Source organism: Escherichia sp. E1V33 (assembly GCF_004211955.1).
Classification (GTDB): Bacteria; Pseudomonadota; Gammaproteobacteria; order Enterobacterales; family Enterobacteriaceae; genus Escherichia.
In genome coordinates this window covers 594,925-615,006 of sequence record NZ_RHJI01000010.1, presented here as the reverse complement: position 1 = coordinate 615,006, position 20,082 = coordinate 594,925, and the positions used below count along the sequence as shown (strand labels likewise).

Here is a 20,082-nt window from a genome sequence, read left to right as displayed (position 1 = left end):
CCCGCTGAGTTGTGAATTTGCACAAATTTTTGAATCTTTATATGTAAAGTTGAGGTGAAGCATGTCAACGCCGGATAATCGTTCTGTTAATTTTTTTAGCTTGTTTCGCCGGGGACAGCATTACTCAAAGACGTGGCCGCTGGAAAAACGCCTTGCCCCGGTCTTTGTTGAGAATCGTGTCATTAAGATGACGCGCTATGCGATTCGCTTTATGCCGCCGATCGCCGTGTTTACTCTCTGCTGGCAGATTGCGCTGGGCGGTCAGCTTGGTCCGGCAGTCGCCACTGCGTTGTTCGCCCTAAGCTTACCCATGCAGGGATTGTGGTGGCTGGGCAAGCGTTCAGTAACGCCATTACCACCTGCAATCCTCAACTGGTTTTATGAAGTTCGCGGTAAATTGCAGGAGTCTGGACAGGTACTGGCACCTGTTGAAGGCAAGCCTGATTACCAGGCATTAGCTGACACGCTTAAGCGCGCCTTCAAACAACTGGATAAAACTTTCCTTGATGATTTGTAATTGACCCCTGATTACGCATATAAAAGAAGGCATACTCAGCCTTCTTTTTTTCACCGTAGTAGAGTGATACAGGAGTCAACAATGGAAATGACCAACGCGCAACGTCTTATTTTGTCTAACCAGTACAAAATGATGACTATGCTCGATCCGGCTAATGCTGAACGTTACCGTCGCCTGCAGACAATCATTGAGCGTGGTTATGGTTTACAAATGCGCGAGCTGGATCGCGAGTTTGGCGAGCTGAAAGAAGAAACCTGCCGCACTATCATCGACATTATGGAGATGTATCATGCGCTGCATGTTTCCTGGTCTAATTTACAGGACCAGCAATCCATCGATGAACGTCGTGTCACCTTCCTCGGCTTTGACGCCGCCACCGAAGCACGTTATCTCGGTTATGTACGCTTTATGGTTAACGTTGAAGGGCGTTACACCCATTTTGATGCCGGAACTCACGGCTTTAATGCACAGACGCCAATGTGGGAGAAATATCTGCGCATGTTGAATGTCTGGCATGCCTGCCCGCGTCAGTATCACCTGAGCGCTAACGAAATTAACCAAATTATCAACGCCTGAGGAGGCCCGCGTGCGGTGTAAAGGTTTTCTGTTTGATCTGGATGGAACGCTGGTGGATTCTCTGCCCGCGGTAGAGCGGGCGTGGAGCAACTGGGCCAGACGTCATGGGTTAGCACCGGAAGATGTGCTGGCTTTCATTCATGGTAAACAGGCGATTACGTCTCTGCGCCATTTCATGGTGGGCAAATCGGAGACGGAAATTGCCGCCGAGTTTACCCGTCTGGAGCAGATCGAGGCCACGGAAACCGAAGGTATTACCGCACTCCCGGGGGCGATAGCTTTACTCAATCATTTGAATAAAGCAGGGATTCCGTGGGCCATTGTTACTTCTGGTTCCATGCCTGTTGCGCGAGCACGCCACAAAGTCGCCGGACTTCCCGCGCCGGAAGTGTTTGTTACCGCAGAGCGTGTCAAACGTGGAAAACCAGAGCCGGATGCATATCTGTTAGGTGCACAACTGTTGGGCCTTGCGCCGCAGGAATGTGTGGTGGTAGAGGATGCGCCCGCTGGCGTGCTTTCAGGCCTGGCTGCGGGGTGTCATGTCATTGCGGTTAACGCACCGGCTGATACCCCGCGCCTGAATGAGGTGGATTTGGTCCTCCATAGTCTGGAACAAATTACTGTGATCAAACAACCAAATGGTGACGTTATTATTGCGTGAAACGCCAGATCATGATTTAGCCCCGTCCCGTCGGGGCTTTTTTGTGGCAGAATCAGGCTATCCCCCTCAATTAACAAGGATACGTTGTGAACGGTGAATTGATCTGGGTTCTTTCATTATTGGCGGTTGCCATCGTCTTGTTTGCGACGGGCAGAGTGCGTATGGATGCGGTCGCTTTGTTTGTCATTGTTGCGTTTGCATTAAGCGGTACGCTGACCGTCCCTGAAGTGTTTTCCGGCTTTTCCGATCCTAACGTGGTACTGATCGCCGCCTTGTTTATTATCGGCGATGGTTTAGTTCGCACGGGTGTCGCCACCGTAATGGGGACATGGCTGGTTAAAGTGGCGGGCAACAGTGAAATCAAAATGTTGGTTTTGTTGATGCTGACCGTTGCGGGCCTTGGCGCGTTTATGAGTTCAACCGGCGTCGTCGCTATCTTTATCCCTGTGGTGTTAAGCGTCGCTATGCGCATGCAAACATCGCCGTCGCGTTTGATGATGCCGTTGAGTTTTGCCGGGCTGATCAGCGGCATGATGACGCTGGTGGCGACACCACCTAACTTGGTGATTAACAGTGAATTGCTGCGTGAAGGCTATCATGGCTTTAGTTTCTTTAGCGTAACCCCCATCGGCCTGGTCGTGCTGGTGCTGGGCATTTTGTATATGTTAGTGATGCGTTTCATGCTGAAAGGGGATACCCAGTCCCCGCAGCGCGAAGGCTGGACGCGTCGTACCTTCCGCGATCTTATCCGTGAATACCGGCTTACCGGGCGCGCGCGTCGCCTGGCCATTCGTCCCGGTTCGCCGATGATTGGCCAGCGACTGGACGATCTCAAACTACGTGAACGTTATGGCGCTAACGTCATCGGTGTTGAACGCTGGCGGCGTTTTCGTCGCGTTATAGTGAACGTGAACGGGGTTTCTGAATTCCGTGCGCGTGACGTTTTGCTTATTGATATGTCTGCGGCTGATGTCGATCTCCGTCAATTTTGTAGTGAACAATTGCTGGAGCCGATGGTGCTGCGCGGCGAGTATTTTTCCGATCAGGCCCTTGATGTTGGCATGGCGGAGATTTCTTTAATTCCTGAGTCTGAGTTGATTGGTAAATCGGTGCGCGAAATTGGCTTTCGTACCCGCTACGGACTGAATGTGGTGGGGCTAAAGCGCAATGGCGTGGCGCTGGAAGGTTCGCTGGCGGATGAGCCTCTGCTGCTGGGCGATATCATCCTGGTTGTGGGTAACTGGAAACTGATCGGTATGCTGGCCAAACAGGGCCGCGACTTCGTAGCGCTGAACTTACCGGAAGAGGTAAGTGAAGCATCGCCCGCGCACAGCCAGGCACCCCATGCCATTTTCTGTCTGGTGTTGATGGTAGCGTTAATGCTGACCGATGAAATTCCTAATCCTGTTGCGGCCATTATTGCCTGCTTGCTGATGGGGAAATTCCGCTGTATCGATGCCGAAAGCGCCTATAAATCCATTCACTGGCCGAGCATTATTTTGATCGTTGGAATGATGCCGTTCGCGGTGGCGCTACAGAAAACTGGCGGAGTCGCGCTGGCGGTAAAAGGGTTAATGGACATCGGCGGTGGTTACGGGCCACATATGATGCTTGGCTGTTTGTTTGTCTTGTCGGCGGTGATTGGTTTGTTTATTTCGAATACGGCAACGGCAGTGCTGATGGCGCCGATTGCGCTGGCGGCGGCCAAAACAATGGGCGTCTCGCCGTATCCATTTGCCATGGTGGTGGCGATGGCAGCATCCGCCGCCTTTATGACGCCAGTTTCCTCACCAGTTAACACGTTGGTTTTAGGGCCGGGAAATTACAGCTTTAGTGATTTTGTGAAGCTGGGAGTACCGTTCACCGTTATTGTGATGGCGGTTTGCGTGGTGATGATTCCGATGCTGTTTCCGTTTTGATGAGAGCCTGAAGTCGCATCTGGCGGTGCTTTTGCCTGATGCGACGCTGGCTCCGGCAACTTACAGCGGCGAATCCTGGCTAATCTCATCGAGCGATAGTTGGAAGCTGGGAACAAATACTTCCATGAAATAGTCCATTTCCTGACTGCGGCGCGCTTCAAGCGTCGCTTCCAGCCGCGTCTTTGCAAGTAAAAACTCATTATTACCTGCAGCGAGCTCTTCCAGACATTTCAGATAGGCACAAAGTGCATCAGCCTGTTTCACCAACGATTTTTCTTCGTCGCTATGTGCATGCTCATCAATGAGCGGTGCAAAGATATCCCTTAACTCTTCCGGAACCATATCGACCAGCTTTTGTTGGGCGATTTTTTCAATGGCTTTGTATTCCTGAGCGATTTGCGAGTTGAAATATTTCACTGGGGTAGGGAGATCGCCGGTGAGCACTTCAGAGGCATCGTGGTACATCGCCAGCAGAGCGATGCGTTCAGCGTTGACATTTCCGCCAAACTTGCGGTTTTTAATGGCTGCCAGCGCATGTGCGACCATCGCCACCTGCAAACTGTGCTCAGACACATTTTCTGTCCGTACGTTGCGCATTAACGGCCAGCGGTTAATGAGTTTCAGACGGGAGAGATGGGCAAAAAAATGGCTCTGCTTCATAACGACCTTGCGTGTGATGACTTCATGAGATCATTGTGGGGGGATAACACTGCCGGATGCAATCTCCGGCAGTGAATTTAAGATTACAGCTGATGATAGCCAGAAAGGAAACGAGCGAATTTACTTACTGACAGTTCAATATCATCAACGCGCGGCAGCGTAACAATGCGGAAGTGATCCGGCCACGGCCAGTTAAAAGCCGTCCCCTGAACCAGCAGAACTTTTTCCTGTAACAGGAAGTCCAGCACCATCTTCTGGTCGTCGTGAATATTAAAACGTTTGGCGTCGACTTTCGGGAACATGTACAGCGCGCCGCGTGGCTTCACGCAGGAAACGCCTGGAATGTCGTTAATCAATTCCCATGCGCGATTACGCTGCTCGTAAAGACGCCCGCCAGGTAAGATAAATTCACTGATGCTCTGATAGCCGCCCAATGCGGTCTGAATCGCGTGTTGTGCAGGAACGTTGGCGCAAAGTCGCATTGAGGCCAGCATCTCCAGACCTTCGATGTAGCCTTTGGCGTGTTTTTTCGGCCCGTTCAGCACCATCCAGCCCTGACGGAAGCCCGCCACACGATACGTTTTCGACAGACCGTTAAAGGTAATGGTCAGCAGGTCAGGCGCCATCGCCGCAATCGAGTGATGCTCGGCGTCGTCGTAGAGAATTTTGTCGTAAATTTCATCGGCGAAGATAATGAGATTATGCTGACGCGCAATCTCCACAATTTCCATTAAAAGCTCTTTGGAATAAACCGCACCAGTTGGGTTGTTCGGGTTGATAATAACGATACCGCGCGTACGAGGCGTAATTTTAGCGCGAATATCATCGAGGTCCGGGAACCAGTCAGAGGACTCGTCGCAAAGGTAGTGCACCGCTTTACCACTGGAGAGCGAAACCGCCGCGGTCCATAGTGGGTAATCAGGTGCAGGAACCAACATTTCATCCCCGCTGTTCAGCAATGCCTGCATTGCCTGGACGATAAGCTCCGAGACGCCATTGCCGATGTAAATGTCTTCCACGGTAACATCACGCATGCCTCGCGCCTGATAGTGCTGCATGATGGCCTTACGCGCAGAGTAGAGGCCTTTTGAATCACAATAGCCCTGAGCGGTCGGGAGGTTGCGTATCACATCAACCAGGATCTCATCAGGAGCGTCAAAACCGAACGGGGCTGGGTTGCCGATGTTCAGTTTCAATACCTTGTTACCTTCTTCTTCCAGGCGTTTTGCTTCTTTCAGCACCGGACCACGGATGTCATAACAGACATTCTCTAACTTGCTGGATTTTTCAATGGGTGACATGAATCTTGACCTTTTTTGCTGTTATCGCCACTCCCTGCCGTGGAAGTCAGCTTAGAACAATGTACTCCCCCGGGGCGGTGTTTTGAAGTTCTGCAGAACAAGATTTTGCGAGAGTAAAAAGAGTGAATGTGCTGTTAATAACTTAATAATCATTAAATAATGAGATGCATATGCTTAATGATTTGTGTTTTGTAGTGATTTATTCTAAGTATTAATCCAATGCATGGTTTTTTGTCTGGTAGATAAATGTGCGAATTTCCTTTGATTTAAGAAATCACGAACATAACATATTCATGATATTTTCATTATAAGTGAAACATTAACTGAGTAGCGATCGCCGAAGTGTCGTATAGGTGATGACGCGCGAAACTATTGTTAAGCGTAATTAATGAATGCAGGGTGTGCTAATTAATTATTATTTAATATTCAAAACGGTTTTGTTGTGCTTATTAATAATAGGAGATTACTTTGCCTAACATAACATAACTTTGCATCAGATAATTCGCAATGGCCCTTATAAATAAATGGGTTTTAGGGTAAAATGCTCGCTTAAATGAAGGAATCCCCACTTTTGACGCAGACAAATCATCGCCGCTTATGCGTGTTCACGCTGGGTTGGCGCCGCTTTGCTAGTAGTGGAACAAGGATCAACATTTACATTTACACAAACACTCGCATGTCATAAATAGAAAAGAGTGAGTAACTTAATAGATATGCGATTCCTGAAGATATATTCTGTGAACTACTTCAGGCATTATAACGGAACAATGTGAGTCGATCTTATTAGTGCAACTCATATGCATTTTAACTTTCATCCAGACTTCCGGATGAAACTGCCAGGGAGGCACATTACAAATGGAATTGCTTGTTTGTGTGTGCACAGCATTAACCAGCTCAGTATGAGCCGCCAGTAAGTGATAATATATGATAAGTGCAAATCGTCCGATAATTAACCTCGACCTCGATCTGCTGAGAACATTTGTTGCTGTTGCCGATCTGAACACATTTGCTGCCGCAGCTGCCGCTGTGTGTCGTACTCAGTCCGCTGTTAGTCAGCAAATGCAACGTCTTGAACAACTCGTTGGGAAAGAACTGTTCGCTCGGCACGGTCGTAACAAACTGTTAACTGAACATGGCATTCAGCTTCTTGGCTATGCCAGGAAGATCCTGCGTTTTAATGATGAAGCTTGCTCATCATTGATGTTCAGTAATCTTCAGGGCGTGTTAACAATCGGCGCTTCAGATGAATCTGCTGATACAATCTTACCTTTCCTGCTTAATCGCGTGAGTTCGGTTTACCCGAAACTTGCGCTGGATGTCCGCGTTAAGCGTAATGCCTATATGGCAGATATGCTGAAGTCCCAGGAAGTGGATTTAATGGTTACCACAAATCGTCCTGATACCTTTAAGGCGTTGAACCTGAGAACTTCTCCAACGCACTGGTATTGCGCTGCGGAATACGTATTGCAAAAAGGCGAGCCGATCCCTCTGGTGTTGCTGGATGATCCTAGTCCGTTCCGCGATATGGTTCTGGCAACACTCAATAAAGCGGATATTCCATGGCGTCTGGCTTATGTCGCCTCCACGTTGCCGGCGGTCCGTGCTGCCGTGAAAGCGGGGTTAGGTGTAACGGCAAGGCCGGTTGAGATGATGAGTCCGGACCTGCGCGTCTTGAGTGCCGTGGACGGTTTACCACCATTGCCAGATACCGAATATTTGCTGTGCTATGACCCGTCCAGCGGTAATGAACTGGCCCAGGTGATATACCAGGCAATGGAGAGTTATCAGAGCCCATGGCAGTTCAGCACGATAGGTGCCCATGAAGGGGATGATTCTCTGTTAATTGAAGGCGATTACGAATAATTGTCTGGTACTAGCTAACCACATTTGTAAAAACAAGCCACTGATGTTTTTTTGAACGTCAGTGGCTTTTTTTTACAACAAATGATGACGACCTTTCCTGATTTTGAACAAAAGTGTTCATTTTTCAATCACCCGCCATTCTCTAAACGCGCGAACAAAAAAACGCCTGATAAAAATCTCCTGCTACAATGATGTTAAAAAATACGTAAACTTGTTGCTGTATTTTTGTTATGGATTAACAAAAGCGTGTCACAGATCAAGAAAATACTCTCTTTTGGGGGGAGGAATCGACACAAATTCCTGTCAAAATAGACCCGTATTTTTTTCCATTGCTTCACAACGGACACGATTCAACAACATCTAATTTTCCTGGAGTCGTTAATGATCTGGGATGAAGAGCATTAAATGCAAAAGTTGTTGGAATTATGTAAATTAATGTGAAGAAACTTTTGTTAAAGTTGACAAAAGGTTATAGAAAGGGGTAAAAGACCACATCAATTCACTGTATAAAATTGTTACTACAGTAGTTGTAAGGTTTTTTTTATTCCTCCCCATGAATCGATGTGGCGTCCATCTGCCGTGAAGAGCAGTGAATCTGGCGCTACTTTTGATGAGTAAGCAATGAGTATGTCAACATCCACTGAAGTCATCGCTCATCACTGGGCATTCGCTATCTTTCTTATCGTTGCCATTGGCCTGTGTTGCCTGATGCTGGTAGGCGGTTGGTTTTTAGGCGGTCGCGCACGCGCGAGGTCAAAAAACGTGCCGTTTGAATCCGGTATCGACTCGGTCGGCTCCGCCCGCTTACGCCTGTCCGCCAAGTTTTATCTGGTGGCCATGTTCTTCGTTATCTTCGACGTTGAAGCGCTGTATCTGTTCGCATGGTCAACCTCTATCCGCGAAAGCGGCTGGGTAGGCTTTGTGGAAGCTGCAATTTTTATTTTTGTGTTACTGGCAGGTCTGGTTTATCTGGTGCGTATTGGCGCGCTGGACTGGACGCCCGCGCGTTCACGCCGCGAGCGTATGAACCCGGAAACGAACAGTATCGCTAATCGTCAACGCTAACCGCGAGGCATTAAGATGGATTATACGCTCACCCGCATAGATCCCAACGGTGAGAACGACCGTTACCCCCTGCAAAAGCAGGAGATCGTAACCGACCCTCTGGAGCAAGAAGTTAACAAAAACGTGTTTATGGGCAAGCTCAATGACATGGTTAACTGGGGTCGTAAAAACTCAATTTGGCCGTATAACTTCGGTCTTTCCTGCTGTTACGTTGAGATGGTGACTTCGTTTACCGCGGTGCATGACGTGGCGCGTTTTGGCGCAGAAGTATTGCGTGCTTCGCCGCGTCAGGCTGACCTGATGGTGGTTGCAGGAACCTGCTTTACCAAAATGGCACCGGTTATTCAGCGTCTCTATGACCAGATGCTGGAACCAAAATGGGTTATCTCAATGGGTGCCTGTGCCAACTCTGGCGGTATGTACGATATTTATTCCGTTGTGCAGGGCGTCGATAAATTCATCCCGGTTGATGTGTATATCCCGGGCTGCCCGCCGCGTCCTGAAGCGTACATGCAGGCACTGATGCTGTTGCAGGAATCTATCGGTAAAGAACGTCGTCCGCTCTCCTGGGTGGTTGGCGATCAGGGCGTTTATCGCGCCAATATGCAATCAGAGCGCGAACGCAAGCGCGGTGAACGCATTGCCGTAACCAACCTGCGTACACCTGACGAGATTTAATTTGCGCCTGTCGGCAAAGGGATTTTTCTTCGCTTATTCCTAAATCTATTTCGCGAAGCTTACTGCGCCGACAGTCACCACGGACCATTTGCAATGGTGAACAATATGACCGACTTAACCGCGCAAGAACCCGCCTGGCAGACCCGCGATCATCTTGATGATCCGGTAATTGGCGAACTGCGCAACCGTTTTGGGCCGGATGCCTTTACTGTTCAGGCGACTCGCACCGGGGTTCCCGTTGTGTGGATCAAGCGTGAACAATTACTGGAAGTTGGCGATTTCTTAAAGAAACTGCCGAAACCTTACGTCATGCTGTTTGACTTACACGGCATGGACGAACGTCTGCGCACACACCGCGAAGGGTTACCTGCCGCGGATTTTTCCGTTTTCTACCATCTGATTTCTATCGATCGTAACCGCGACATCATGCTGAAGGTGGCGCTGGCAGAAAACGACCTGCACGTACCGACCTTCACCAAACTGTTCCCGAACGCTAACTGGTATGAGCGTGAAACCTGGGATCTGTTTGGCATTACATTCGACGGTCACCCGAACCTGCGCCGCATCATGATGCCGCAAACCTGGAAAGGTCACCCGCTGCGTAAAGATTACCCGGCGCGCGCTACCGAATTCTCGCCGTTTGAGCTGACCAAAGCCAAACAGGATCTGGAGATGGAAGCCCTGACCTTCAAACCGGAAGAGTGGGGGATGAAGCGCGGCACCGAAAACGAGGACTTCATGTTCCTCAACCTCGGTCCGAACCACCCGTCGGCGCACGGTGCTTTCCGTATCGTTTTGCAGCTCGACGGCGAAGAGATTGTCGACTGCGTACCAGACATCGGCTACCACCACCGTGGTGCGGAGAAAATGGGCGAACGCCAGTCCTGGCACAGCTACATTCCGTATACCGACCGTATCGAATACCTCGGCGGCTGCGTTAACGAAATGCCTTACGTGCTGGCGGTAGAGAAACTGGCCGGGATCACCGTGCCGGATCGCGTTAACGTCATTCGCGTAATGCTCTCCGAACTGTTCCGCATCAACAGTCACCTGCTGTATATCTCGACCTTTATTCAGGACGTCGGCGCAATGACGCCCGTGTTCTTCGCCTTTACCGATCGTCAGAAAATTTACGATCTAGTGGAAGCGATCACGGGTTTCCGTATGCACCCGGCGTGGTTCCGTATTGGCGGCGTAGCGCACGACCTGCCGCGCGGCTGGGATCGCCTGCTGCGTGAGTTCCTCGACTGGATGCCGAAACGTCTGGCGTCTTACGAGAAAGCGGCGCTGCAAAACACCATTCTGAAAGGTCGTTCCCAGGGCGTTGCCGCCTATGGCGCGAAAGAGGCGCTGGAGTGGGGCACCACTGGCGCGGGACTGCGTGCTACCGGGATCGACTTCGACGTGCGTAAGGCGCGTCCTTATTCTGGCTATGAAAACTTCGACTTTGAAATCCCGGTTGGTGGTGGTGTTTCTGACTGCTACACCCGCGTAATGCTGAAAGTGGAAGAGCTGCGCCAGAGTCTGCGCATTCTTGAGCAGTGCCTCAACAACATGCCGGAAGGCCCGTTCAAAGCGGATCACCCGCTGACCACGCCGCCGCCGAAAGAGCGCACGCTGCAACATATCGAAACCCTGATCACCCACTTCCTGCAAGTGTCGTGGGGTCCGGTGATGCCTGCCAATGAATCCTTCCAGATGATTGAGGCGACCAAAGGGATCAACAGTTACTACCTGACCAGCGACGGCAGCACCATGAGTTACCGCACCCGTGTTCGTACCCCGAGCTTTGCGCATTTGCAGCAAATTCCGGCGGCGATCCGCGGCAGCCTGGTGTCTGACCTGATTGTTTATCTGGGCAGTATCGATTTTGTTATGTCAGATGTGGACCGCTAATTATGCACGAGAATCAACAACCACAAACCGAGGCTTTTGAGCTGAGTGCGGCAGAGCGTGAAGCGATTGAGCACGAGATGCACCACTACGAAGACCCGCGTGCGGCGTCCATTGAAGCGCTGAAAATCGTTCAGAAGCAGCGTGGCTGGGTGCCGGATGGTGCGATCCACGCGATCGCCGATGTGCTGGGTATTCCGGCAAGCGACGTCGAAGGTGTGGCAACGTTCTACAGTCAGATCTTCCGCCAGCCGGTTGGTCGCCATGTGATCCGTTATTGCGACAGCGTGGTCTGTCATATCAACGGGTATCAGGGTATTCAGGCGGCGCTCGAGAAAAAGCTGAACATCAAACCAGGGCAAACGACATTTGATGGCCGCTTTACGCTGCTGCCAACTTGCTGCCTGGGGAACTGTGATAAAGGGCCAAACATGATGATCGATGAGGACACTCACGCGCATCTGACCCCGGAAGCGATCCCTGAACTGCTGGAGCGGTATAAATGAAAAACATTATCCGTACTCCCGAAACGCATCCGCTGACCTGGCGTCTGCGCGATGACAAACAGCCAGTGTGGCTGGACGAATACCGCAGCAAAAACGGTTACGAAGGGGCGCGTAAGGCTCTGACCGGGCTGTCTCCGGACGAAATCGTTAATCAGGTAAAAGACGCTGGTCTGAAAGGGCGCGGCGGCGCGGGCTTTTCGACTGGCCTGAAGTGGAGCCTGATGCCGAAAGACGAATCCATGAACATCCGTTACCTGCTGTGTAACGCCGATGAAATGGAGCCGGGCACCTATAAAGACCGCCTGTTGATGGAGCAACTGCCGCACCTGCTGGTGGAAGGTATGCTCATCTCCGCGTTTGCGCTGAAAGCTTACCGTGGCTACATCTTCCTGCGTGGCGAATATATTGAAGCAGCAGTAAATCTGCGCCGTGCCATTGCCGAAGCGACTGAAGCGGGATTGCTTGGCAAAAACATTATGGGAACAGGTTTCGACTTCGAACTGTTCGTCCATACCGGGGCAGGGCGCTACATCTGCGGGGAAGAAACAGCGTTAATCAACTCCCTGGAAGGGCGTCGTGCTAACCCACGCTCGAAGCCACCATTCCCGGCAACTTCCGGCGTATGGGGCAAACCGACCTGTGTCAACAACGTCGAAACCCTGTGTAACGTTCCGGCGATCCTCGCTAACGGCGTGGAGTGGTATCAGAACATCTCGAAAAGTAAAGATGCTGGCACCAAGCTGATGGGCTTCTCCGGTCGGGTGAAAAATCCGGGACTGTGGGAACTGCCGTTCGGCACCACCGCACGCGAGATCCTCGAAGATTACGCCGGTGGTATGCGTGATGGACTGAAATTTAAAGCCTGGCAGCCAGGCGGTGCGGGGACTGACTTCCTGACCGAAGCGCACCTTGATCTGCCGATGGAATTCGAAAGTATCGGTAAAGCGGGAAGCCGTCTGGGTACGGCGCTGGCGATGGCGGTTGACCATGAGATCAACATGGTGTCGCTGGTGCGTAACCTGGAAGAGTTTTTCGCCCGTGAGTCCTGCGGCTGGTGTACGCCGTGCCGCGACGGTCTGCCGTGGAGCGTGAAAATTCTGCGTGCGCTGGAGCGTGGCGAAGGTCAGCCGGGCGATATCGAAACACTTGAGCAACTGTGTCGATTCTTAGGCCCGGGTAAAACTTTCTGTGCCCACGCACCTGGTGCCGTGGAGCCGTTACAGAGCGCCATCAAATATTTCCGCGAAGAATTTGAGGCGGGGATCAAACAGCCGTTCAGCAATACCCATTTGATTAATGGGATTCAGCCGAACCTGCTGAAAGAGCGCTGGTAACCGAATTTCGATTAACGCTCAGTCTCTGACTGAGAAAACTGGAAGCATGCTAATGGCTACAATTCATGTAGACGGCAAAGAATACGAGGTCAACGGAGCGGACAACCTGCTGGAAGCTTGTCTGTCTCTGGGCCTTGATATTCCTTACTTTTGCTGGCATCCGGCGCTGGGAAGCGTCGGTGCTTGCCGCCAGTGTGCGGTGAAGCAATACCAAAACGCGGAAGACACGCGTGGTCGCCTGGTGATGTCCTGTATGACACCGGCTTCCGATGGCACCTTTATTTCCATTGACGACGAAGAAGCGAAACAGTTCCGTGAAAGTGTGGTCGAGTGGTTAATGACCAACCACCCGCACGACTGTCCGGTATGTGAAGAAGGCGGTAACTGCCATCTTCAGGATATGACCGTGATGACCGGACACAGCTTCCGTCGCTACCGTTTCACCAAACGTACCCACCGTAATCAGGATTTGGGGCCGTTCATCTCTCACGAAATGAACCGCTGCATCGCCTGCTACCGCTGCGTGCGTTACTACAAAGATTACGCTGACGGTACAGATCTGGGCGTTTATGGCGCGCACGACAACGTCTACTTCGGTCGCCCGGAAGACGGCACGCTGGAAAGCGAATTTTCCGGTAACCTGGTCGAAATTTGCCCGACCGGCGTATTTACCGACAAAACGCACTCCGAGCGTTACAACCGTAAATGGGATATGCAGTTTGCGCCGAGCATCTGCCAGCAATGTTCCATCGGCTGTAACATCAGCCCCGGTGAACGTTACGGCGAACTGCGTCGTATCGAAAACCGTTACAACGGTACGGTAAACCACTACTTCCTCTGCGACCGTGGTCGTTTCGGTTACGGTTACGTCAACCTGAAAGATCGTCCGCGTCAGCCAGTACAGCGTCGTGGCGATGATTTCATTACCCTCAACGCCGAACAGGCAATGCAGGGCGCGGCAGATATTCTGCGTCAGTCGAAGAAAGTGATCGGTATTGGTTCTCCGCGTGCCAGCGTGGAAAGCAACTTTGCGCTGCGTGAACTGGTGGGCGAAGAAAACTTCTACACCGGTATCGCTCACGGTGAGCAGGAACGTCTGCAACTGGCGCTGAAAGTGCTGCGTGAAGGCGGCATTTATACTCCGGCTCTGCGCGAAATCGAATCTTACGATGCGGTACTGGTGCTGGGCGAAGACGTTACCCAGACCGGCGCGCGCGTCGCGCTGGCAGTGCGTCAGGCGGTGAAAGGTAAAGCGCGCGAAATGGCGGCAGCACAGAAAGTGGCTGACTGGCAGATTGCGGCAATCCTCAATATCGGTCAACGTGCTAAGCATCCGCTGTTTGTTACCAACGTTGATGACACCCGTCTGGATGATATCGCGGCGTGGACTTACCGCGCACCGGTTGAAGATCAGGCGCGTTTAGGTTTTGCCATCGCCCATGCGCTGGATAACTCTGCACCAGCGGTTGACGGTATCGAACCTGAGCTGCAAAGCAAAATCGACGTCATCGTGCAGGCACTGGCAGGTGCGAAGAAACCGTTGATTATCTCCGGGACGAACGCCGGTAGCGCTGAAGTGATTCAGGCTGCGGCTAACGTCGCGAAAGCCCTGAAAGGTCGTGGCGCTGACGTCGGTATCACCATGATTGCCCGTTCCGTCAACAGCATGGGGCTGGGCATTATGGGTGGCGGTTCGCTTGAAGAAGCGTTGACCGAACTGGAAACCGGACGTGCCGACGCGGTGGTGGTGCTGGAGAACGATCTGCATCGTCACGCTTCCGCTACACGCGTGAATGCTGCGCTGGCTAAAGCGCCGCTGGTGATGGTGGTTGATCATCAACGCACAGCGATCATGGAAAACGCCCATCTGGTACTTTCCGCCGCCAGCTTTGCTGAAAGCGACGGTACGGTAATTAATAATGAAGGCCGCGCCCAACGTTTCTTCCAGGTTTACGATCCGGCTTATTACGACAGCAAAACTGTCATGCTGGAAAGCTGGCGCTGGTTACACTCGCTGCACAGTACCCTGCTGAGCCGTGAAGTGGACTGGACGCAGCTCGACCATGTGATTGACGCTGTTGTGGCGAAAATCCCGGAACTGGCAGGTATCAAAGATGCTGCTCCGGATGCGACATTCCGCATTCGTGGCCAGAAGCTGGCCCGTGAACCGCACCGTTACAGTGGTCGTACCGCCATGCGCGCCAACATCAGCGTTCATGAACCGCGTCAGCCGCAGGATATTGACACCATGTTCACCTTCTCGATGGAAGGTAACAACCAGCCGACCGCGCACCGTTCGCAAGTGCCGTTTGCCTGGGCACCGGGCTGGAACTCCCCGCAGGCGTGGAACAAATTCCAGGACGAAGTGGGCGGCAAACTGCGCTTTGGCGATCCGGGCGTGCGTCTGTTTGCAACCAGCGAAAACGGTCTGGATTACTTCACCAGCGTACCGGCACGCTTCCAGCCGCAGGAAGGGAAATGGCGTATCGCGCCGTACTACCACCTGTTTGGCAGCGATGAATTGTCACAGCGTGCTCCGGTCTTCCAGAGCCGTATGCCGCAGCCGTACATCAAACTCAACCCAGCGGATGCCGCGAAGTTAGGTGTGAACGCAGGTACACGCGTCTCCTTTAGTTACGATGGCAACACGGTCACGCTGCCGGTTGAAATCGCCGAAGGACTGACGGCAGGGCAGGTGGGCTTGCCGATGGGTATGTCCGGCATTGCTCCGGTGCTGGCTGGCGCGCATCTTGAGGATCTCAAGGAGGCACAACAATGAGTTGGATATCACCGGAACTGATTGAGATCCTGCTGACCATCCTCAAAGCGGTGGTGATCCTGCTGGTGGTTGTCACCTGCGGGGCATTCATGAGCTTTGGCGAACGTCGCCTGCTGGGTCTGTTCCAGAACCGTTACGGACCTAACCGTGTTGGCTGGGGCGGTTCGCTCCAGCTGGTTGCGGACATGATCAAAATGTTCTTTAAAGAAGACTGGATCCCGAAATTCTCGGATCGCGTCATCTTTACCCTGGCACCGATGATTGCCTTTACCTCACTGCTGCTGGCCTTTGCGATTGTGCCAGTCAGCCCAGGTTGGGTGGTTGCCGACCTGAACATCGGGATTTTGTTCTTCCTGATGATGGCAGGTCTGGCGGTTTACGCGGTGCTGTTTGCGGGCTGGTCAAGTAACAACAAATACTCGCTGCTGGGTGCGATGCGTGCTTCTGCGCAGACCCTGAGCTACGAAGTGTTCCTCGGGCTTTCCCTGATGGGCGTTGTGGCGCAGGCCGGTTCATTCAACATGACCGACATCGTCAACAGCCAGGCGCATGTGTGGAACGTCATCCCGCAATTCTTTGGTTTTGTTACCTTTGCCATCGCGGGCGTGGCGGTATGTCACCGTCACCCGTTTGACCAGCCGGAAGCCGAGCAGGAACTGGCGGATGGTTACCACATTGAATACTCCGGCATGAAGTTCGGTCTGTTCTTCGTGGGTGAGTACATCGGGATTGTGACCATCTCTGCATTGATGGTGACGCTGTTCTTCGGTGGCTGGCAAGGCCCGTTGTTACCGCCATTCATCTGGTTCGCGCTGAAAACCGCGTTCTTTATGATGATGTTCATTTTGATTCGTGCGTCGTTACCGCGTCCGCGTTATGACCAGGTAATGTCCTTCGGCTGGAAAATCTGCCTGCCGCTGACGCTGATCAACTTGCTGGTAACGGCGGCTGTCATTCTCTGGCAGGCGCAATAAGGGGCAATAAGACCATGACCTTAAAAGAATTGTTAGTAGGTTTCGGCACCCAGGTTCGTAGTATCTGGATGATCGGCCTGCACGCGTTCGCCAAACGCGAAACGCGAATGTACCCGGAAGAGCCGGTCTATCTGCCGCCCCGTTATCGTGGTCGTATCGTTCTGACCCGCGACCCGGACGGCGAAGAGCGTTGCGTAGCCTGTAACCTCTGTGCGGTAGCCTGCCCGGTCGGCTGTATCTCGCTGCAAAAAGCAGAAACCAAAGACGGTCGCTGGTATCCGGAATTTTTCCGCATCAACTTCTCACGCTGCATTTTCTGTGGTTTGTGCGAAGAAGCCTGTCCGACCACGGCGATTCAGTTAACCCCGGATTTCGAAATGGGGGAATACAAGCGCCAGGATCTGGTTTACGAGAAAGAGGATCTGCTGATCTCCGGTCCGGGCAAATACCCGGAGTATAACTTCTACCGGATGGCAGGTATGGCAATCGACGGCAAAGATAAGGGCGAAGCAGAGAACGAAGCCAAGCCTATCGACGTCAAGAGCCTGTTACCGTAAGGAGAGGGGCAATGGAGTTCGCTTTTTATATCTGTGGCCTGATAGCCATACTTGCGACCTTGCGAGTGATCACCCATACCAATCCGGTACACGCACTGCTGTACCTGATTATTTCGCTGCTGGCGATTTCCGGGGTGTTCTTCTCACTGGGCGCTTACTTCGCCGGTGCGCTGGAAATTATCGTCTACGCGGGTGCCATTATGGTGCTGTTCGTGTTCGTGGTGATGATGCTCAACCTGGGCGGTTCAGAAATCGAACAAGAACGCCAGTGGCTGAAACCGCAGGTGTGGATTGGTCCGGCAATTTTGTCAGCCATCATGCTGGTGGTGATTGTTTACGCCATCCTTGGTGTTAATGATCAAGGTATCGACGGTATGCCAATCAGTGCTAAAGCAGTGGGTATTACGCTGTTCGGGCCTTACGTACTGGCGGTGGAACTGGCTTCTATGCTGCTGCTCGCGGGTCTGGTTGTGGCCTTCCACGTCGGTCGTGAAGAGCGTGCGGGTGAAGTGCTGAGCAATCGTAAAGACGACAGCGCGAAAAGAAAAACGGAGGAGCACGCATGATCCCCTTACAACATGGACTGATCCTCGCGGCAATCTTATTCGTTCTTGGCTTAACCGGTCTGGTTATCCGTCGCAATCTGCTGTTTATGCTGATTGGTCTGGAAATCATGATTAACGCCTCCGCGCTGGCCTTTGTGGTCGCCGGAAGCTACTGGGGCCAGACCGACGGTCAGGTGATGTACATTCTCGCCATCAGCCTCGCGGCGGCAGAAGCGAGTATCGGCCTTGCGCTGCTGCTGCAACTTCACCGTCGTCGCCAGAACCTGAACATCGATTCAGTAAGTGAGATGCGCGGATGAACATGCTTGCCTTAACCATTATTTTGCCATTGATTGGCTTCGTCCTGCTGGCGTTCTCCCGTGGGCGCTGGTCTGAAAACGTTTCGGCGATCGTCGGCGTTGGCTCTGTGGGCCTGGCGGCGCTGGTAACCGCCTTTATCGGCGTTGATTTCTTCGCTAACGGCGAGCAGGCATACAGCCAGCCGCTGTGGACGTGGATGTCGGTAGGCGACTTTAACATCGGTTTTAACCTGGTGTTGGACGGCCTGTCGCTGACCATGCTCTCGGTGGTCACTGGTGTGGGTTTCCTGATCCACATGTACGCCTCCTGGTACATGCGCGGTGAAGAGGGCTACTCTCGCTTCTTCGCCTACACCAACCTGTTCATCGCCAGCATGGTAGTTCTGGTGCTTGCCGACAACCTGCTGCTGATGTACCTCGGCTGGGAAGGCGTGGGCCTGTGCTCCTATCTGCTGATCGGTTTCTATTACACCGATCCGAAGAATGGCGCAGCGGCAATGAAAGCGTTCGTCGTGACCCGTGTGGGTGACGTTTTCCTCGCTTTCGCACTGTTCATTCTTTACAACGAACTGGGCACCCTGAACTTCCGCGAAATGGTGGAACTGGCACCAGCGCACTTTGCTGACGGCAATAACATGCTGATGTGGGCGACGCTGATGCTGCTGGGCGGTGCGGTCGGTAAATCTGCGCAGTTGCCGTTGCAGACATGGCTTGCCGACGCGATGGCGGGCCCGACGCCTGTCTCCGCGCTGATCCACGCCGCAACGATGGTAACTGCGGGTGTCTACCTGATCGCCCGTACCCACGGCCTGTTCCTGATGACGCCGGAAGTTCTGCATCTGGTGGGCATTGTTGGGGCGGTTACGCTGCTGCTGGCCGGTTTTGCCGCGCTGGTACAGACCGACATCAAACGTGTTCTCGCTTACTCTACCATGAGCCAGATTGGCTACATGTTCCTCGCGCTTGGCGTGCAGGCATGGGATGCGGCGATTTTCCACTTGATGACTCACGCGTTCTTTAAAGCGCTGCTGTTCCTGGCATCCGGGTCCGTCATTCTGGCCTGCCATCACGAACAGAACATCTTCAAGATGGGCGGTCTGCGTAAATCTATTCCGCTGGTTTATCTCTGCTTCCTGGTGGGCGGCGCAGCACTGTCGGCACTGCCGCTGGTCACTGCGGGCTTCTTCAGTAAGGATGAGATCCTCGCGGGTGCGATGGCGAATGGTCATATCAATCTGATGGTGGCAGGTCTGGTGGGTGCGTTTATGACCTCGCTCTACACCTTCCGTATGATTTTCATCGTCTTCCACGGAAAAGAACAAATTCACGCTCACGCCGTGAAAGGGGTAACTCACAGCCTGCCGCTGATTGTGCTGCTGATCCTTTCCACCTTCGTTGGCGCACTGATTGTACCGCCGCTGCAGGGCGTGCTTCCGCAAACGACAGAGCTGGCGCACGGCAGCATGTTGACCCTGGAAATTACCTCTGGCGTAGTCGCGGTGGTCGGCATTCTGCTGGCAGCCTGGCTGTGGCTGGGTAAACGTACTCTGGTGACCTCCATCGCCAACAGTGCGCCGGGCCGTCTGCTGGGCACCTGGTGGTACAACGCCTGGGGCTTTGACTGGCTGTACGACAAAGTGTTCGTCAAGCCGTTCCTGGGTATTGCCTGGTTGCTGAAACGCGATCCGCTGAACTCAATGATGAACATTCCGGCGGTTCTTTCCCGCTTTGCAGGTAAAGGCCTGCTGTTAAGCGAGAACGGTTATCTGCGCTGGTATGTGGCATCCATGAGCATCGGTGCGGTCGTGGTGCTGGCACTGTTGATGGTACTGCGTTGAGTTGTTGGCTGAGTGAATATACCCGGCGTTGCGCCGGGTCTGTGAACTAAGAATAAATTTTAGGTAACTGTTCCTGAAGTACAGGCGTCATCGGCG

18 protein-coding genes are annotated in these 20,082 nt (G+C 52.6%); 16 read left to right on the top strand and 2 right to left on the bottom strand.

Annotated features, from left to right (window positions below):
- Positions 1-61: 61 nt before the first annotated feature.
- From yfbV to D9742_RS10995, 4 genes are all read left to right on the top strand, one after another.
- Entirely contained in the window at positions 62-517 is a 456-nt protein-coding gene (yfbV, locus tag D9742_RS11010; RefSeq protein WP_000106627.1) for a terminus macrodomain insulation protein YfbV, read from the top strand.
- Between the two features lie 81 nt (positions 518-598).
- Positions 599-1,093, top strand: coding sequence for a YfbU family protein (locus D9742_RS11005; RefSeq protein WP_064526599.1), 495 nt, complete (start codon positions 599-601; stop codon positions 1,091-1,093).
- Positions 1,094-1,103: 10 nt separating this feature from the next.
- Positions 1,104-1,754, top strand: a complete 651-nt coding sequence (gene hxpA, locus D9742_RS11000) for a hexitol phosphatase HxpA (protein ID WP_130236931.1) — start codon at positions 1,104-1,106, stop codon at positions 1,752-1,754.
- Positions 1,755-1,840: 86 nt separating this feature from the next.
- Positions 1,841-3,673, top strand: coding sequence for an SLC13 family permease (locus D9742_RS10995; protein WP_130236930.1), 1,833 nt, complete (start codon positions 1,841-1,843; stop codon positions 3,671-3,673).
- Between the two features lie 60 nt (positions 3,674-3,733).
- On the opposite strand, the gene yfbR is transcribed toward D9742_RS10995, so the two are convergent.
- Entirely contained in the window at positions 3,734-4,333 is a 600-nt protein-coding gene (yfbR, locus tag D9742_RS10990) for a 5'-deoxynucleotidase (RefSeq protein WP_130236929.1), read from the bottom strand.
- Positions 4,334-4,416: 83 nt separating this feature from the next.
- Positions 4,417-5,634, bottom strand: a complete 1,218-nt coding sequence (gene alaA / locus D9742_RS10985) for an alanine transaminase AlaA (RefSeq protein ID WP_130236928.1) — start codon at positions 5,632-5,634, stop codon at positions 4,417-4,419.
- 924 nt (positions 5,635-6,558) lie between these two features.
- Between alaA and lrhA the strand changes: the two genes are divergently transcribed.
- From lrhA to nuoL, 12 genes are all read left to right on the top strand, one after another.
- On the top strand, positions 6,559-7,497 hold the full coding sequence (gene lrhA, locus D9742_RS10980; protein ID WP_130236927.1) for a transcriptional regulator LrhA: 939 nt from the start codon (positions 6,559-6,561) through the stop codon (positions 7,495-7,497).
- A 621-nt stretch (positions 7,498-8,118) separates the two neighbouring features.
- Complete coding sequence (nuoA, locus tag D9742_RS10975) at positions 8,119-8,562, top strand: NADH-quinone oxidoreductase subunit NuoA (RefSeq protein ID WP_000062997.1); 444 nt, start codon at positions 8,119-8,121, stop codon at positions 8,560-8,562.
- Between the two features lie 15 nt (positions 8,563-8,577).
- Positions 8,578-9,240 (top strand): NADH-quinone oxidoreductase subunit NuoB, encoded by a 663-nt coding sequence (gene nuoB, locus D9742_RS10970; protein ID WP_000386733.1) that lies wholly within the window; start codon positions 8,578-8,580, stop codon positions 9,238-9,240.
- Positions 9,241-9,333: 93 nt separating this feature from the next.
- Entirely contained in the window at positions 9,334-11,136 is a 1,803-nt protein-coding gene (gene nuoC, locus D9742_RS10965; protein WP_000247879.1) for an NADH-quinone oxidoreductase subunit C/D, read from the top strand.
- A gap of 2 nt (positions 11,137-11,138) precedes the next feature.
- Positions 11,139-11,639 carry an NADH-quinone oxidoreductase subunit NuoE gene (gene nuoE, locus D9742_RS10960; RefSeq protein WP_000545042.1) on the top strand — a complete coding sequence of 167 codons (501 nt, stop codon included), beginning with the start codon at positions 11,139-11,141 and terminating at the stop codon, positions 11,637-11,639.
- The gene (nuoF, locus tag D9742_RS10955) at positions 11,636-12,973 is read left to right on the top strand and encodes an NADH-quinone oxidoreductase subunit NuoF (RefSeq protein ID WP_000789502.1); all 1,338 of its coding nucleotides are present in this window, start codon (positions 11,636-11,638) and stop codon (positions 12,971-12,973) included. Before nuoE ends, nuoF begins: the two co-directional genes overlap by 4 nt.
- Before the next feature lie 52 nt (positions 12,974-13,025).
- Positions 13,026-15,752: an NADH-quinone oxidoreductase subunit NuoG gene (gene nuoG / locus D9742_RS10950; protein ID WP_130236926.1), complete on the top strand. Its 2,727-nt coding sequence runs from the start codon at positions 13,026-13,028 to the stop codon at positions 15,750-15,752.
- On the top strand, positions 15,749-16,726 hold the full coding sequence (nuoH, locus tag D9742_RS10945; RefSeq protein WP_130236925.1) for an NADH-quinone oxidoreductase subunit NuoH: 978 nt from the start codon (positions 15,749-15,751) through the stop codon (positions 16,724-16,726). The genes nuoG and nuoH overlap by 4 nt, the downstream gene beginning before the upstream one ends.
- Positions 16,727-16,740: 14 nt before the next feature.
- Positions 16,741-17,283 carry an NADH-quinone oxidoreductase subunit NuoI gene (gene nuoI, locus D9742_RS10940; RefSeq protein WP_000172749.1) on the top strand — a complete coding sequence of 181 codons (543 nt, stop codon included), beginning with the start codon at positions 16,741-16,743 and terminating at the stop codon, positions 17,281-17,283.
- A gap of 11 nt (positions 17,284-17,294) precedes the next feature.
- The gene (nuoJ, locus tag D9742_RS10935) at positions 17,295-17,849 is read left to right on the top strand and encodes an NADH-quinone oxidoreductase subunit J (RefSeq protein ID WP_094322201.1); all 555 of its coding nucleotides are present in this window, start codon (positions 17,295-17,297) and stop codon (positions 17,847-17,849) included.
- The gene (gene nuoK / locus D9742_RS10930) at positions 17,846-18,148 is read left to right on the top strand and encodes an NADH-quinone oxidoreductase subunit NuoK (protein WP_000612644.1); all 303 of its coding nucleotides are present in this window, start codon (positions 17,846-17,848) and stop codon (positions 18,146-18,148) included. Before nuoJ ends, nuoK begins: the two co-directional genes overlap by 4 nt.
- Positions 18,145-19,986 carry an NADH-quinone oxidoreductase subunit L gene (gene nuoL, locus D9742_RS10925; protein ID WP_001056618.1) on the top strand — a complete coding sequence of 614 codons (1,842 nt, stop codon included), beginning with the start codon at positions 18,145-18,147 and terminating at the stop codon, positions 19,984-19,986. Before nuoK ends, nuoL begins: the two co-directional genes overlap by 4 nt.
- The last annotated feature ends 96 nt before the right edge of the window (positions 19,987-20,082 follow it).

Coding starts and splice junctions, on each gene's coding strand:
- nuoC (WP_000247879.1), top strand. CDS start 9,334: ATGGTGAACAATATGACCGACTTAACCGCGCAAGAACCCGCCTGGCAG.
- nuoL (WP_001056618.1), top strand. CDS start 18,145: ATGAACATGCTTGCCTTAACCATTATTTTGCCATTGATTGGCTTCGTC.
- alaA (WP_130236928.1), bottom strand. CDS start 5,634: ATGTCACCCATTGAAAAATCCAGCAAGTTAGAGAATGTCTGTTATGAC.
- nuoA (WP_000062997.1), top strand. CDS start 8,119: ATGAGTATGTCAACATCCACTGAAGTCATCGCTCATCACTGGGCATTC.
- nuoG (WP_130236926.1), top strand. CDS start 13,026: ATGGCTACAATTCATGTAGACGGCAAAGAATACGAGGTCAACGGAGCG.
- lrhA (WP_130236927.1), top strand. CDS start 6,559: ATGATAAGTGCAAATCGTCCGATAATTAACCTCGACCTCGATCTGCTG.
- nuoH (WP_130236925.1), top strand. CDS start 15,749: ATGAGTTGGATATCACCGGAACTGATTGAGATCCTGCTGACCATCCTC.
- yfbV (WP_000106627.1), top strand. CDS start 62: ATGTCAACGCCGGATAATCGTTCTGTTAATTTTTTTAGCTTGTTTCGC.
- D9742_RS11005 (WP_064526599.1), top strand. CDS start 599: ATGGAAATGACCAACGCGCAACGTCTTATTTTGTCTAACCAGTACAAA.
- nuoK (WP_000612644.1), top strand. CDS start 17,846: ATGATCCCCTTACAACATGGACTGATCCTCGCGGCAATCTTATTCGTT.
- nuoI (WP_000172749.1), top strand. CDS start 16,741: ATGACCTTAAAAGAATTGTTAGTAGGTTTCGGCACCCAGGTTCGTAGT.
- nuoE (WP_000545042.1), top strand. CDS start 11,139: ATGCACGAGAATCAACAACCACAAACCGAGGCTTTTGAGCTGAGTGCG.
- yfbR (WP_130236929.1), bottom strand. CDS start 4,333: ATGAAGCAGAGCCATTTTTTTGCCCATCTCTCCCGTCTGAAACTCATT.
- nuoJ (WP_094322201.1), top strand. CDS start 17,295: ATGGAGTTCGCTTTTTATATCTGTGGCCTGATAGCCATACTTGCGACC.
- nuoF (WP_000789502.1), top strand. CDS start 11,636: ATGAAAAACATTATCCGTACTCCCGAAACGCATCCGCTGACCTGGCGT.
- nuoB (WP_000386733.1), top strand. CDS start 8,578: ATGGATTATACGCTCACCCGCATAGATCCCAACGGTGAGAACGACCGT.